The organism is Telluria mixta (genome assembly GCF_029223865.1).
GTDB classification, from domain to species: Bacteria; Pseudomonadota; Gammaproteobacteria; order Burkholderiales; family Burkholderiaceae_D; genus Telluria; species Telluria mixta.
On sequence record NZ_CP119520.1, the window covers coordinates 3,741,997 to 3,755,140 of the forward strand.

The following is a 13,144-nucleotide window of genomic DNA, read 5'->3' on the forward strand; positions in this document are numbered from 1 at the left end:
ACCATGCCCGCATGTAGCGGTCGTTTCACTGGATTTGACATGTTAAAAACGCTCTACGACAAACTTTGGGATTCGCATGTCGTGCGTGCCGATGCGGATGGCACCACCGTGCTGTATATCGACCGTCACCTGGTCCACGAAGTCACCAGCCCGCAGGCATTCGAAGGCCTGCGCGAAGCCGGCCGCCCGCTATGGCGCACTTCGGCCAATCTTGCCGTAGCCGACCATAACGTACCGACCACCGACCGCTCGCACGGCATCGCCGACCCGACCTCGCGCCTGCAGGTCGAGACACTGGACAATAACACCAAGTCCTTCGGCGTCACGTACTTCAACATGAACGACAAGCGCCAGGGCATCGTGCACGTGATCGGGCCGGAGCAGGGCGCCACGCTGCCGGGCATGACCGTCGTGTGCGGCGACTCGCACACGTCGACGCACGGCGCGTTCGGCGCGCTGGCCCACGGCATCGGCACGTCGGAAGTCGAGCACGTGATGGCCACGCAGACGCTGCTCGCGAAGAAATCGAAATCGATGCTGGTGCAGGTCGACGGCGAACTGCCGGCCGGCGTGACCGCCAAGGACATCGTGCTGGCCGTGATCGGCAAGATCGGCACCGCCGGCGGCACGGGCTATGCCATCGAATTCGGCGGCTCGACGATCCGCTCGCTGTCGATGGAAGGCCGCATGACGGTCTGCAACATGGCGATCGAAGCGGGCGCGCGCGCCGGTATGGTCGCCGTTGACGACACGACCATCGATTACGTCAAGGGCCGTCCGTTCGCCCCCGTCGGTCCGCAGTGGGAACAGGCCGTCGCCTACTGGCGCACCCTGCACTCGGATCCGGGCGCGAAGTTCGACCTCGTCGTGCAACTGAATGCCGCGGAGATCCGCCCGCAGGTGACCTGGGGCACGTCGCCCGAGCAGGTCACGACGATCGACGGCCGCGTGCCCGATCCGGACAAGGAAAAAGACCCCGTCAAGCGCGACGCGATGGAAAAGGCCCTGGTCTACATGGACCTGAAGCCGAACACCGCGATGGAAGACATCCGCATCGACAAGGTGTTCATCGGTTCCTGCACCAACTCGCGCATCGAAGATCTGCGCGCCGCCGCCGCCGTCGTGCGCGGCCGCCAGCGCGCGTCGAACGTCAAGCTGGCGATGGTCGTGCCGGGCTCCGGTCTCGTGAAGGAACAGGCGGAACGCGAGGGTCTCGACCAGATCTTCAAGGCCGCCGGCTTCGAATGGCGCGAGCCGGGCTGCTCGATGTGCCTCGCGATGAACGCCGACCGCCTGGAACCGGGCGAGCGCTGCGCGTCGACGTCGAACCGCAACTTCGAAGGCCGCCAGGGCCAGGGTGGCCGCACGCACCTGGTGTCGCCGGCGATGGCCGCGGCGGCAGGTATCGCCGGTCATTTTGTGGACGTACGTGCCCTCTGATCACATGAAAAAAATCATCGCTCTCGCACTCATCGCAATCGCTGCCGCCGGCTGCAACACCATCTCGGGCGTCGGCAAGGACGTGCAGAAGGTCGGCCAGGTCATCACGGGCGCCGGCGGCAAGTAAAGGATCAGGAATCATGGATAAATTCACCGTACACGAAGGACTGGTGGTCCCGCTGGACCGGGCCAACGTCGACACCGACGCCATCATTCCGAAGCAGTTCCTCAAGTCGATCCGCCGCACCGGCTTCGGCCCCAACCTGTTCGACGAGTGGCGTTATCTCGACCACGGCGAACCGGGCATGGACAATTCGAATCGTCCGGTCAATCCGGACTTCGTGCTGAACCAGCCGCGCTACGCCGGCGCGTCGATCCTGCTGACCCGCAAGAACTTCGGCTGCGGCTCGTCGCGCGAGCACGCGCCGTGGGCCCTGCAGCAGTATGGCTTCCGCGCCATCATCGCGCCGAGCTTCGCCGACATCTTCTTCAACAACTGCTTCAAGGGCGGCCTGCTGCCGATCGTGCTGGACGAAGCGAAGGTCGACCAGCTGATGAATGAAGTGAAGGCATTCCCCGGCTACAAGCTTGTCGTCGACCTCGAGAAGCAGACCGTGGGCACGCCGGACGGCAAATTCGCGTTCGAATTCGCGATCGACGACTTCCGCAAGTACTGCCTGCTGAACGGCCTGGACGACATCGGCCTCACGCTGCGCCACGCCGACGACATCCGCGCCTACGAAGAACGCCATCTGCGCGCGCAGCCGTGGCTCGCCAACACCATCTGAACGAGAACAAGAACATGAAGATTGCCATCCTGCCGGGCGACGGCATCGGTCCCGAAATCACCGCGCAAGCCGTCAAGGTGCTGAACGCACTGGGCGAGTCCTTCGAACTGGAAAGCGCGGACGTCGGCGGCGCCGGCTATGCCGCGCACGGCCACCCGCTGCCGCAAGGTACGCTGGCGCTGGCGAAGGCCGCGGACGCCGTGCTGTTCGGCGCCGTCGGCGACTACAAGTACGACTCGCTGGAACGCGCGCTGCGTCCGGAACAGGCCATCCTCGGCCTGCGCAAGGAACTGGGCCTGTTCGCCAACCTGCGTCCCGCGATCCTGTATCCGGAACTGGCCGGCGCCTCCACGCTGAAGCCCGAAGTGGTGTCGGGTCTCGACATCCTGATCATCCGCGAACTGACGGGCGACATCTATTTCGGCAAGCCGCGCGGCGTGCGCGAGTGCCCGGACGGTCCGTTCGCCGGCCAGCGCGAAGGCTTCGACACGATGCGCTATGCGGAAGGCGAGATCCGCCGCATCGCCCACGTCGCGTTCCAGGCTGCGCGCAAGCGCGACCGCCGTGTGACGAGCGTCGACAAGGCCAACGTGCTGGAGACGTTCCAGTTCTGGCGCGACATCGTCACCGACGTGCACAAGGAATACCAGGACGTCGAGCTCGAACACATGTACGTCGATAACGCCGCGATGCAGCTCGTGCGCGCGCCGAAGAAGTTCGACGTGATCGTCACCGGCAACATGTTCGGCGACATCCTGTCGGATGCGGCCGCGATGCTGACCGGCTCGATCGGCATGCTGCCGTCGGCATCGCTGGATGCGAACAACAAGGGCCTGTACGAGCCGTCGCACGGTTCGGCGCCTGACATCGCGGGCAAGGGCATCGCGAATCCGCTGGCGACGATCCTGTCCGCCGCGATGATGCTGCGCTTCTCGCTGGGCAAGGCCGAGCAGGCCGACCGCATCGAGAACGCCGTCAAGAAGGTGCTGGCCCAGGGTCTGCGCACGCCGGACATCTACGAAGACGGCACGACGAAGGTCGGCACGGAACAGATGGGCGACGCCGTCGTCAACGCATTGGGTTGACCAGGAATACGCCCGGACATCGGGCGGAACATTTTTAAACGAGGGATATCATGAAATTAGTAGGTCTGGTTGGTTGGCGCGGCATGGTCGGTTCGGTCCTCATGCAACGCATGCAGGACGAGGGCGATTTCGCCCACATCGAGCCGGTGTTCTTCACCACCTCGAATCCGGGTGGCGACGCGCCGAAGATGGCGAAGAACGAAACCAAGCTGAAAAGCGCAACCGACATCGCCGAACTGTCGAAATGCGAGATCATCATCTCGTGCCAGGGCGGCGACTACACGACCGAAGTGTTCCCGAAACTGCGCGCCGCCGGCTGGAACGGCTACTGGATCGACGCCGCGTCGACCCTGCGCATGAACGACGACGCCGTGATCGTCCTCGACCCCGTCAACCTGAACGTCATCAAGGACGCGATGGTGCGAGGCGTGAAGAACTTCATCGGCGGTAACTGCACCGTGTCGTGCATGCTGATGGGCCTGGGCGGCCTGTTCAAGCACGACCTGGTCGACTGGATGACGTCGATGACGTACCAGGCCGCATCGGGCGGCGGCGCGCAGCACATGCGCGAGCTGCTGACCCAGTTCGGCACGATCAACTCGTCCGTCAAGCACCTGCTGGACGACCCGGCATCGGCCATCCTGGAAATCGACCGCGGCGTGCTCGCCACCCAGCACGGCATGTCGGCCGAAGAGACCAAGCAGTTCGGCGTGCCGCTGGCCGGCAACCTGATCCCGTGGATCGACAAGGACCTGGGCAACGGCCAGTCGAAGGAAGAGTGGAAGGGCGGCGCCGAGACCAACAAGATCCTGGGCCGCAACGCTGCCGGCAATAATGTGATCCCGGTCGACGGCCTGTGCGTCCGCATCGGCGCGATGCGCTGCCACTCGCAGGCGCTGACCATCAAGCTGAACAAGGACGTGCCGCTGGACGAGATCAACGACATCATCGCCAACGACAACCAGTGGGTGAAGTTCGTACCGAACACGCGCGAAGCGTCGGTGCGCGACCTGACCCCGGCCGCCGTCACGGGCAGCCTGACGATCCCGGTCGGCCGCGTGCGCAAGATGTCGATGGGCCCGGAGTACATCTCCGCGTTCACCGTCGGCGACCAGCTGCTGTGGGGCGCCGCCGAGCCGCTGCGCCGTATGCTGCGCATCGTCCTGGACAAGTGATGTAAGCTGGCGCCTGCGGGCGCACAAGGTGCAAGAAGAGGGGGCGGCCCGGTGCCGCCCTTTTTTTATTCTGGGTTTCGTATTGAATTGACACCGAATCATCCAAAAAACATCATTAGTCTGAATAGACCGTCTACATACGTCAGACTTCCTGAATGTTTCTCCCCACGGAACTTGCATGCCACAGTGCATGATGATATGTTCCTGAGACCTCCGGCCACGTCGCTCTCGAACCTATGCATGTCACTCCCCGCCTCCCGATGAAGTCGTCCGCACTGAAAAAGCTCACTGCGGCGGTCGCAAGTGCGCTGGTCCTGACGTCGGCGGCCCACGCGGCCGGTCTCGGCAAGCTCACGGTATTGTCCGCACTCGGCCAGCCGCTGCGCGCCGAAATCGAACTGACGGCGGTGTCCGGCGACGAAGCGTCGGGCCTCGCCGCGAAGCTGGCGTCGCCGGAAGCGTTCAAGGCGGCGAACATCGATTTCAATCCGGCCCTGCTGTCGCTGCGCTTCAACGTTGAGCAGCGCGGCGGCCGCCAGTTCATCCGTGTCAGCTCCACGCAGCCGCTGAACGAGCCGTTCGTCGACATGCTGCTGGAACTGTCGTGGAATAACGGCCGCCTCGTGCGCGAATACACGTTCCTGCTCGACCCGGCCGAGCTGCGCGCGACGCAGTCGGCCCAGGTCGCAGCCGGCGAATCCGCCCGTCCGCGCACGGAAGCGGCGCCCGCGCCGGCGCAATCGTCGACCGCGCCGGCCGCCGAGCGTCCCCGCCGCGTCGCCCGTGCCGAGACCACGGAAGCGCCGAAACCGGCGGCCGAGACGGCCTCCCAGTCGCGCTACCGCGTCAAGCAGGGCGACAGCCTGGGCCGCATCGCCGCCCAGCTGAAACCCGTCGACGTGTCGCTCGACATGATGCTGGTGGCGCTGTACCGCGCCAATCCGGATGCCTTCATCGGCAACAACATGAACCGCCTGAAGTCGGGCCGCATCCTGACCGTGCCGGCGGGCGATGCCGTGCGCGGCACGGACGACACGGAGGCGCATGGCGTCGTCGTCGCCCACGCGGCCGACTTCAACGCCTACCGCAACAAGCTGGCGGGCCAGGTCGGCGCATCGGAACCCGTCAAGACGCCGGAGCCGGGCCAGGGCGCGGCCGGCAAGATCACGGCCAAGGTCGAGGAGCGCCCGACCGCCGCCAACGAATCGCAGGACAAGCTGCGCCTGTCGAAAGCCGCGCCGACCACGCCGGCCGGCAAGGGCACGACGATGAGCACCGAGGACCGCATCGCCAAGGAGAAGGAACTGGCCGATGCGCAGACGCGCGTGCGCGAGCTTGAACGCAACGTGAGCGACCTCGAAAAGGTTGCCACGATCAAGAGCAAAGCCGGCGCCGAGGCGGAAAAGAATGCTTCCGCGCCCGCGCCTGTCGCCGCGACGCCGCCGGCACCCCAGCCCGCACCACAGAAGCTGCCGGCCATCAAGCCGGCCGCCAAGCCTGCGGCCGCACCGCCGGAACCTGGCCTGATGGACTTCATCATGGACAACCTGCCGCTGGTCGGCGGCGGCGCGGCCGCGCTGCTGCTCGGCGGCCTGCTGGTCGCCCAGCGCCGCAAGAAGAAGGTCGTCAAGGTGGTGCCGGAACCGTCGATCCTCGGCGTGCCGAGCGAGCCCGCGCACTCGATGTTCGCGGAAACGGGCGGCCAGAGCGTCGACACGAACAACAGCGTCTTCAATTCCAGCTTCGCGCCGTCCGCCAGCCAGCTCGACACGAACGAGGTCGATCCGGTGGCGGAAGCCGACGTCTACATCGCCTACGGCCGCGATGCGCAGGCCGAGGAGATCCTCAAGGAAGCCCTGCGCACGCATCCGGAGCGCTATCCGGTGCGCCTGAAACTGCTCGAGATCTATGCCGCGCGCAAGGACCAGCGCGCGTTCGAGACGCAGGCCGCGGAACTCTACAGCATGACGCGCGGGCAGGGCGACGAGTGGGCGCAGGCCGCCGCGCTCGGTCTCACCATCGACCCGCTCAATCCGCTGTACCAGCACACGACCGCGCCGAGCGGTCCGGCGCCGAGCACCGAGGAACTGGGCCAGCAGGTCTTGCTGTCGAAGGAGCTGGACGACGTGTTCAGTGCGCCCGATCCGCAGGCCACGCCGACGGCCGCGCTGGCGGGCGAGCCGCTGGACTTCAGCCAGCATTTCGCCGACGCGATGGCGACCGCGCAGCCGGCCCCGGCGCCCGTCACCAATGCGCCGTCGACCGAACCCGCGCCGATGGAAGACGACCATGTGCTCGACTTCGACCTGGGCGGACTCGCGTTCGAACCGGTCGAGCCGGCGGCCGCGCCGCAAGCAGCCGCGGCACCGGCGGCCGACCTGGGCGGCGCGCACGATCTCGACTTCGACATGAGCGCGTTCGAGACGCCGGCCGCGCCTGCGCCGGCGGCCGAGCCGGCGGTCGCACTGGACAAGCGGGAAGACGATCCGCTCGACTTCTCGTTCGACATGGACTTCGCCGCCCCGGCCCCGAACCCGGTGCCGCAGCTGGAAGTCCACACGGACGACGACCTGCTGTCGCCCGCGGCAGGTGTGGCTGCAAGCACGGCCGCCGCCGCCGACATCGAGATGGCCAACCTGGCCCGCGAATTCGACCTGCCCGACCTGCCGACGGAACTGCAGGCCAACCTGCCGCCGGAACCGGAGCAATCTGCACGCGATCCGCTGTTCGATCTCGACGCGATGGACTTCGGCCTGGACGAGACGCCGCGTGCTGAAAGCCCCGCCTCGATCCCGACGGCCGCGCTGGACGAGCACCTGTTCGACATCCCGGCCACGCCGGCGCCGGCCGAGGCGCCGTTCGCCGAGCATGACCGCATCGTGCTCGAACCGGCCGTGCCGCAGTTCGACGTGGGCGGCTTCGACCTCGACCTGCCGGCCGACGGTTCGCTGCCGCTGCCGGAAGTGCAGTCGCTGTCCGAACCGCAGTTCGAGACGCATGCTGCTCCGGCCGAACCGGCCGCGCTGTCGGCCGCCCAGATGGAGATGGAGACGAAGCTGGATCTCGCCATCGCCTACCAGGAAATCGGCGACAAGGAAGGGGCGCGCGAGCTGCTCGACGAAGTCATCCGCGGCGGCAATCCCGAGCAGGCGGCACGCGCCAGCTCGATGCGCGCGACACTGGTGTAAGGCAGGACGATTTGACACGTATCGCTTTGGGTGTCCAGTACGTGGGCACCGCCTGGAACGGGTATCAGAAACAACCATCGCGCGACACGGTCCAGGACCAGTTGGAGATCGCGCTCGAGAAATTTGCCTGCACGCGGCTGGCGACGACGTGCGCCGGCCGCACGGATGCCGGCGTCCACGCCATCGAGCAGGTCGTCCATTTCGACACGGACCTCGACCGTGCCCCGCAATCGTGGGTGCGCGGCACAAACGCCTTCCTGCCCGAGTCGATCGTCGTGCGCTGGGCCCACGTGGTCGCGCCGGATGCCGAAGGGCAGGACTTCCACGCACGTTTTTCGGCCCGCTCGCGCACCTATCACTACGTGCTGTACAACCACGCCAACCCGTCCGCGCTGCTGGCCGGCCGCGCCGGCTGGGTGTTCCGCCCGCTCGACGTCGAGCGCATGCGGGAAGCAGCCGCGCACCTGATCGGCACGCACGATTTTTCCAGCTTCCGCGCCTCTGGCTGCCAGGCGAATTCGCCCGTCAAGCAGATGCACGAGGTGAAGATCGAACGGATGGGCGACCTCATCGTGTTCACGGTGCGCGCGTCCGCGTTCCTGCACCACATGGTGCGCAACATCGTCGGCTCGCTGATCTACGTGGGCACGGGCCGCAACGAGCCGGGCTGGATGGCCGAGGTGCTGGACGCGCGCTCGCGCGACGCCGCGGCGCCCACCTTCATGCCGGATGGGCTGTACCTTGCTACAATCGACTACGATCCGAAGTGGGGGCTGCCGCAGGAACCGGCGCCGCCGCTTCCCTGGCTATAGGGGTCAGAGCCCGGTGTTGCTTTTCGGGGCTCTGACCCCGGTGTTCTGCCGCGACGCCTCCAACGAACTCCCATGAAACGTACCCGCATCAAAATCTGCGGCATCACCCGCACCGAAGACCTGCACGCCGCCGTCGATGCCGGCGCCGATGCCCTCGGCTTCGTCTTTTACGCCAGGAGCCCCCGCTACGTCACCGCGGAGCGCTACGCCGAACTGGCCCGTGAACTGCCGCCGTACGTGAACGCCGTCGCCCTGTTCGTCAACGCGACCGTGGACGAGGTCCGCGCGGTCGTCGCGGCCGGTCCGGTGTCGCTGCTGCAATTCCATGGCGACGAGACGGCCGAGCAGTGCGCGCAACTGGCCGACGCCGTCCAACGCCCGTTCACGCGGGCATTCCGGGTAAAACCTGACACGACCGCCGCCGATTTGCTAGAATCGGAAGCTCAATACCGCGCCGCATCGCCCTGGTTCTCGGGGCTTCTGCTCGACACGTACGTGGATGCCTACGGCGGCGCAGGAAAGGTTTTCGATTGGTCTCTTATTCCAAAAGAGCTCGCGCCTCGGGTCGTTTTGAGTGGTGGCTTGAGCGTACACAACGTGACTGGCGCGGTGGCGCAAGTACGCCCCTTCGCGGTCGACATCAGTAGCGGTGTCGAGGCGGCGAAGGGGATCAAGGATGCCCGCAAGATTGCCGCGTTCATCGACGCGGTGCGGGCAGGCGATGCCACCCTTTTGAGCCAGGAACACCATGAAAGCCAATCAAGTTAAAGGCGCCCAGGCGCTGTTCAAGACCCCCGACTATCAACTGCCGGACACCACCGGCCACTTCGGCCCCTACGGCGGCTCGTTCGTCGCCGAGACGCTCAGCCACGCGCTGGCCGAGCTGAACGACGCCTACGCGCGCTACAGCCAGGATCCCGAATTCCTCGAAGAATTCCGCTACGAACTGGCGCACTTCGTCGGCCGTCCGTCGCCCGTGTACCACGCCAAGCGCTGGTCCGAGCAGGGCGGCGGTGCGCAGATCTTCTTCAAGCGCGAAGACCTGAACCACACGGGCGCCCACAAGATCAACAACGTGATCGGCCAGGCGCTGCTGGCGAAACGCATGGGCAAGCCGCGCATCATCGCCGAGACCGGTGCCGGCCAGCACGGCGTCGCGACGGCCACGATCTGCGCCCGCTTCGGCCTCGAGTGCGTCATCTACATGGGCAGCGAGGACGTCAAGCGCCAAGCGCAGAACGTGTACCGCATGAAGCTGCTGGGCGCGACCGTCGTGCCGGTGGAATCGGGCTCCAAGACCCTGAAGGACGCGCTCAACGAAGCGATGCGCGACTGGGTCACGAACATCGAGAACACGTTCTACATCATCGGCACGGTCGCAGGTCCGCACCCGTATCCGATGATGGTGCGCGACTTCCAGTCCGTGATCGGCGAGGAATGCCGCGTGCAGATGCCGCAGATGACGGGCCGCCAGCCGGACTACGTCGTCGCCTGCATCGGCGGCGGCTCGAACGCGATGGGCATCTTTTATCCGTACATCGACGAGCCGGGCGTGAAGCTCGTGGGCGTCGAGGCGGCGGGCGAGGGTCTCGACAGCGGCAAGCACGCCGCGTCGCTGACGGCCGGCTTCCCGGGCGTCCTGCACGGCAACCGCACCTATCTGCTGCAGGACGAGCACGGCCAGATCATCGAGACGCATTCGGTCTCGGCGGGCCTGGATTATCCGGGCGTCGGCCCGGAACACGCGTGGCTGAAGGACAGCCAGCGTGCGGAATACGTGTCGATCACGGACGACGAGGCGCTGGCCGCCTTCCACGACTGCTGCCGCATCGAGGGCATCATCCCCGCGCTGGAATCGTCGCACGCGATCGCCTACGCCGCCAAGCTGGCGCCGACCTTGCCCAAGGATCAGATCATCCTGGTCAACCTGTCGGGCCGCGGCGACAAGGACATGCACACCGTGGCGCAACGGGCGGGACTCAACTTCGGCTGAGCCCCCATCCATCGTTTGCAACCACAGAATAAGGAATAACAGCATGTCCCGTATCGCACAAACCTTCGCCGCCCTCAAGGAACAGGGCAAGACCGGTCTCGTCACCTTCATCACCGCCGGCGACCCGGCCCCGGAACTGACCGTCCCGCTGCTGCACGCCCTCGTGGAAGGCGGCGCCGACGTCCTCGAACTGGGTGTCCCGTTCTCCGACCCGATGGCGGAAGGCCCCGTCATCCAGCGCGCCTGCGAGCGAGCGCTCACCTTCGGCGTCAGCATGACCGACGTGTTCGGCTACGTCGCCGAGTTCCGCAAGACCAACCAGCACACCCCGGTCGTGCTGATGGGCTACGCGAATCCGATCGAACGCATGGGCCAGAGCGAGTTCGTTCGCCGCGCGAAGGCGGCCGGTGCCGACGGCGCCATCGTCGTCGACTACCCGCCGGAAGAATGCGAAGCGTTCGCGGCCGAGATGAAGGCCAACGACCTCGACGTGATCTTCCTGCTCGCACCGACCTCGACCACGGAGCGCGTGAAGCAGGTGGCGCGCCACGGCAGCGGCTTCAGCTACTACGTGTCGCTGAAGGGCGTGACGGGCGCCGGCGGCATCGACACGGCCGACGTGGCCAAGCGCGTGGCCGCGATCCGCGAGCACGTCAAACTGCCGATCGGCGTGGGCTTCGGCATCCGCGACGCGCAGACGGCGAAATCGGTGGCCAGCGTCGCCGATGCCGTCGTCATCGGCAGCCGCATCATCCAGGAACTGGAAAACACGCCGAAAGAGCAGGGCCCCGCGGCCGTGCGTACCTTCGTCGCCGGGATCCGGGAAGCGCTGGACGCGCGCTGACCTGCGCCACATCAAACCGGGGTCAGAGCCCGATTTTGGGAAATTGCTCAAAATCGGGCTCTGACCCCGGTTTTCATTCGCTCAAGTTTGTCAGAAAGGCAAGTGCCCCAATTTGGGGTCAGAGCACATTTTTCGAAAATTCGGGGTCAGAGCCCTTTTTCGGACAATTGATTGGTTGTCAGTTAAATTCAGCGTGCCAGAGTGAGTCCGTCGATATCACATTGGAGTCAATTGATCGGCACGCAGCTATCGAGCATCTGGAAAAATGTGCTCTGACCCCAAATTTGAAGAAAACGATGCTCTGACCCCGAATTTGAGAAATTGCTTAAAATCGGGCTCTGACCCCGGTGTTTTTGATGCGGTCGATTTTCTTGATGGAAATGTCGGGATAGAGTGGACGAGCTGTTTTCTTTCACTCAACCCCAGCATCCATCATGAAAAAACAAATCGTGCAGGTTTCCGTCGTGCAGTCGGCCAAGTTCATGGCGGCTGTCTATCTCGTCACCGCCATCCCCGTCGTCGTACTGGCCGCGTTGTTCATGTCGGCGTTCATGCCTGCGGGCGCCAGTATCGCCATGCTGATCATGATGCCAGTGGCCTACGCGATCGGCGCCTTCATCGGCGCCGCCATCGGTGCATGGATCTACAACCTGGTGGCAGCCCGCATCGGCGGCTTCGAATTCACGACGGCGGAGGTCGGCGAGGCAGCCGTGCGCTGACCCCGGAACCGCACGCGATACCGCCGGGGCCACGCGCCCCGGTTTTCATTTCTACTAGCCTAACTTTGTCAGAAAGGCAAGTATTTGACGGCAAGAATTCGACAAGCCTGATGCGAACGGCTACACTACGCCCAATTCCAGAATTGCCGCAAAGGAGAGAACATGAGTTGGTTGGAAAAGCTGCTGCCCCCCCGGATCCAGCGCTCCGATGCCGCCAAACGCCAGACCATGCCCGAAGGCCTGTGGGTCAAGTGCCCGTCGTGCGAATCGGTCCTGTACCGCGCCGACCTGGAGTCGAACCTGCATGTCTGCCCGAAATGCAGCCACCACATGCGTATCCGCGCCCGCGAGCGCCTCGACGCGCTGCTCGATGAAGGCGGCCGCTACGAGATCGGCCAGGACGTGCTGCCGGTCGATACCCTCAAGTTCAAAGACAGCAAGAAATATCCTGACCGTCTGAAGGACGCGATGGAAGCCACGGGCGAGACCGATTCGATGGTCGTGCAGGGCGGTTCGATCATGAGCCTGCCGGTCGTGGTCGCCTGCTTCGCCTACGAATTCATGGCCGGCACGATGGGCTCCGTCAACGGCGAGCGCTTCGTGCGCGGTGCCCAGGTGGCGCTCGAGCAGAAGGTGCCGTTCATCTGCATCACCGCCAGCGGCGGGGCGCGCATGCAGGAAGGCCTGCTGTCGCTGATGCAGATGGCCAAGACCACCTCGATGCTGACCAAACTGGCCGAGAAAAAACTGCCGTTCATCAGCGTGCTGACCGACCCGACGACGGGCGGCGTGTCGGCCTCGTTCGCGTTCATGGGCGACGTCGTCATCGCCGAACCGAAGGCGCTGATCGGCTTCGCCGGCCCGCGCGTCATCGAGAACACCGTGCGCGAAAAACTGCCGGAAGGCTTCCAGCGTTCCGAGTTCCTCGTGCAAAAAGGTGCGGTCGACATGATCGTCGACCGCCGCAAGATGCGCGAAGAAATCGCGCAGCTGCTCGCCCTGCTGCAAAGCCAGCCGGCCGACGTCATCGCTTGATTCGCTGTCACCGCGCGGCCGGCTGCTCCCAGAGGCAGCCGGCCGCGCGCGCTTTCCGGACACCA

The 13,144-nt window shown here is 65.4% G+C and carries 12 protein-coding genes; all 12 read left to right on the forward strand.

The window, feature by feature from the left end:
- Nucleotides 1-39 precede the first annotated feature (39 nt).
- Entirely contained in the window at nucleotides 40-1,440 is a 1,401-nt protein-coding gene (leuC, locus tag P0M04_RS16625; RefSeq protein WP_259452891.1) for a 3-isopropylmalate dehydratase large subunit, read from the forward strand.
- Between the two features lie 4 nt (nucleotides 1,441-1,444).
- Nucleotides 1,445-1,567 carry an entericidin A/B family lipoprotein gene (locus P0M04_RS16630; RefSeq protein WP_082577193.1) on the forward strand — a complete coding sequence of 41 codons (123 nt, stop codon included), beginning with the start codon at nucleotides 1,445-1,447 and terminating at the stop codon, nucleotides 1,565-1,567.
- A 13-nt stretch (nucleotides 1,568-1,580) separates the two neighbouring features.
- Nucleotides 1,581-2,228 (forward strand): 3-isopropylmalate dehydratase small subunit, encoded by a 648-nt coding sequence (gene leuD, locus P0M04_RS16635; RefSeq protein ID WP_105378263.1) that lies wholly within the window; start codon nucleotides 1,581-1,583, stop codon nucleotides 2,226-2,228.
- Nucleotides 2,229-2,242: 14 nt separating this feature from the next.
- Complete coding sequence (gene leuB, locus P0M04_RS16640) at nucleotides 2,243-3,313, forward strand: 3-isopropylmalate dehydrogenase (protein ID WP_259452892.1); 1,071 nt, start codon at nucleotides 2,243-2,245, stop codon at nucleotides 3,311-3,313.
- Nucleotides 3,314-3,363: 50 nt separating this feature from the next.
- Complete coding sequence (gene asd / locus P0M04_RS16645; RefSeq protein WP_259452893.1) at nucleotides 3,364-4,488, forward strand: aspartate-semialdehyde dehydrogenase; 1,125 nt, start codon at nucleotides 3,364-3,366, stop codon at nucleotides 4,486-4,488.
- A 236-nt stretch (nucleotides 4,489-4,724) separates the two neighbouring features.
- Nucleotides 4,725-7,676: a motility hub landmark protein FimV gene (locus P0M04_RS16650; RefSeq protein WP_259452894.1), complete on the forward strand. Its 2,952-nt coding sequence runs from the start codon at nucleotides 4,725-4,727 to the stop codon at nucleotides 7,674-7,676.
- 11 nt (nucleotides 7,677-7,687) lie between these two features.
- Nucleotides 7,688-8,488, forward strand: a complete 801-nt coding sequence (gene truA / locus P0M04_RS16655; protein ID WP_259452895.1) for a tRNA pseudouridine(38-40) synthase TruA — start codon at nucleotides 7,688-7,690, stop codon at nucleotides 8,486-8,488.
- Between the two features lie 72 nt (nucleotides 8,489-8,560).
- On the forward strand, nucleotides 8,561-9,256 hold the full coding sequence (locus P0M04_RS16660) for a phosphoribosylanthranilate isomerase (protein ID WP_259452896.1): 696 nt from the start codon (nucleotides 8,561-8,563) through the stop codon (nucleotides 9,254-9,256).
- A complete protein-coding gene (gene trpB / locus P0M04_RS16665) occupies nucleotides 9,237-10,481 on the forward strand; it encodes a tryptophan synthase subunit beta (RefSeq protein ID WP_259452897.1) in 1,245 nt (414 codons plus the stop codon). The genes P0M04_RS16660 and trpB overlap by 20 nt, the downstream gene beginning before the upstream one ends.
- A gap of 43 nt (nucleotides 10,482-10,524) precedes the next feature.
- Nucleotides 10,525-11,325 carry a tryptophan synthase subunit alpha gene (trpA, locus tag P0M04_RS16670; protein WP_259452898.1) on the forward strand — a complete coding sequence of 267 codons (801 nt, stop codon included), beginning with the start codon at nucleotides 10,525-10,527 and terminating at the stop codon, nucleotides 11,323-11,325.
- A gap of 434 nt (nucleotides 11,326-11,759) precedes the next feature.
- On the forward strand, nucleotides 11,760-12,044 hold the full coding sequence (locus P0M04_RS16675) for a hypothetical protein (RefSeq protein ID WP_259452899.1): 285 nt from the start codon (nucleotides 11,760-11,762) through the stop codon (nucleotides 12,042-12,044).
- 162 nt (nucleotides 12,045-12,206) lie between these two features.
- Entirely contained in the window at nucleotides 12,207-13,079 is an 873-nt protein-coding gene (gene accD / locus P0M04_RS16680) for an acetyl-CoA carboxylase, carboxyltransferase subunit beta (protein WP_259452900.1), read from the forward strand.
- Nucleotides 13,080-13,144: the final 65 nt, after the last annotated feature.